General features: G+C 60.0%; 1 tRNA gene and 2 pseudogenes. 1 reads left to right on the plus strand and 2 read right to left on the minus strand.

The features are described 5' to 3' along the window. Together EN750_RS32300 and EN750_RS32305 are read right to left on the minus strand one after the other, a co-directional pair. Positions 1–718, minus strand: a pseudogene (locus EN750_RS32300) (integrase); the annotation flags it as partial. Positions 719–832: 114 nt separating this feature from the next. Continuing rightward, positions 833–922, minus strand: a tRNA-Ser gene (locus tag EN750_RS32305). A 404-nt stretch (positions 923–1,326) separates the two neighbouring features. On the opposite strand from EN750_RS32305, the pseudogene rplU reads away from it, so the two are divergent. Next, positions 1,327–1,862: pseudogene (gene rplU, locus EN750_RS32310) on the plus strand (50S ribosomal protein L21); the annotation flags it as partial.

A 1,862-nucleotide genomic window follows, 5' to 3' on the forward strand; every position in this document is an offset into this window, starting at 1 on the left:
GCTTGAGCTGGTGAGTCAGATCGACGACGCGCAGCATTTTCGAAACATGGCCGATGTCCTTGTTGGCCGTACCGATATCAAGTCCATCCTCAACGATCCGCTTTTGCCACCACTCGCGGAACGCGATTGCGTCGTCCCGAGTGAGGCTTGCGATCTCCTTGTCGCCAATGACTCCAACCAGATTGGCAACTGCGCGCTTTTTGGGGTTACGCCATTTCTTGATTTGGTTAGGCGACATGGTCAGCAAGTTCTGTTGCTCGATCGTCTCGAATTCCTTGATAAGACCGCTCAGGCGGACCGCTGGCCGCTTCTCCCCACCCATGACGGCCGAGACGTCCTGCGCGTCCTCGATCGATTTTTTGTCGAGGAGCAGCTTGATACGGGCCATGAGTTCGTCGAGCGGCCCCGCTGCTAGTTCCTCGTTAGAGCGATAGGCCAATCCAAATGACCGCGCGCGCTTCCTCGCGGCTTCGAAACGCAGCCCCGCCTCGGCGGATTGGCCTTCCCGCAGTCTACGCCAATACGCCTCCAGCCCCGCGCCGAGGCTTTGCACTGCATCTCGCGCCCGTACACCGCGGGGATCGTCAGCCACGGCGACGCCCGTGGAAATGCGTACTAGGCAGCGGCGATCAAACGCCGCGAATTCCTTCGGCACCCTGCGGACGAGATACCAGATGCCTTCACGTTTATGCGGCTTTGGCGCTGCGGAACGTCGCATTATCTTTCTCTAATGTTACACAGTTTGTTACACAGTCTAAGATAAGTTTCGCTTCGCGCTGGTCAAGCGCAACAAGGAAGCTTTTGAAAGGAAACGATTATTATGGAAGCTAAATGGCGGAGAGGGAGGGATTCGAACCCCCGATGGGCTTGCACCCATGCCGCATTTCGAGTGCGGTGCATTCGACCACTCTGCCACCTCTCCGCGGTCATGGTCGGCCGTTGCCGGCGCGGCGCACTAGATAACGGCTGAACGGGCAGGTTACAAGGCCAATCCGTCAGTTATTTGGCTTCGCAGGCAAGCAGCGGATTCGCGACGGTTCAGCGGCCGCGCGGCCTGGGTAGGTCGGTGACCAGTCACGCATTCTTGCCACGACGACGGTGATGCTGTGCAGTCGTGCTTACACGCTCGGTCCTTCGGCCGCCAACAACTGTCCCGACAACAGCTGTTTGCCTTGACTCGCACTCAACCTTCGGTTAGGGACAGCGCGCAATCGGCGTGGAGGGTTCTTCCGCGCCGCTTGTTTTTTGAACCCGCAGACTGACAAAAAGACGGCTGAACTGCCTCAGGCGGTTCATCAAGGCCGACCGAACAGCGAAAGGCAAAAAATGTTCGCAGTCATTAAAACGGGTGGCAAGCAGTATCGCGTTGCCGCCAACGATCTTCTGAAGATCGAAAAACTCGAAGCCGCTGTCGGCGATATGGTCGAGATCGGCCACGTCCTCGCACATGGCGAAGGCGAGAATGTCACGTTCGGCGCGCCGTTCGTCGACGGCGCGGTGGTCACCGCCGAAGTCGTCGAGCAGGGCAAGAACCGCACCGTCATCGCCTTCAAGAAGCGCCGCCGGCAGAATTCGCGCCGCAAGATCGGCCATCGCCAGCTTTTGACCACCGTGCGGATCTCCGAGATCCTGCTGGGTGGCGCCAAGCCGACGAAGACGGCATCGGTCAAGGCGCCGAAGAAGGTGAAGGCCGGGCCGCCACCGAGGTGCAGGCGGAAGCCGCGCCGAAGAAGGAGCCCAAGGCCAAGGCAGCCGAGACAAAGGCAGCCGAGACCGCGGCAGCGCCGCTGTTCAAGGCGCCGAAGGGTGAGCCGGACGATCTGACCGTGATCAAGGGCATCGGCCCGGTCGCAGCCAAGGAT

It is taken from the genome of Mesorhizobium sp. M7A.F.Ca.ET.027.03.2.1 (assembly GCF_003999175.1).
GTDB lineage: Bacteria > Pseudomonadota > Alphaproteobacteria > Rhizobiales > Rhizobiaceae > Mesorhizobium.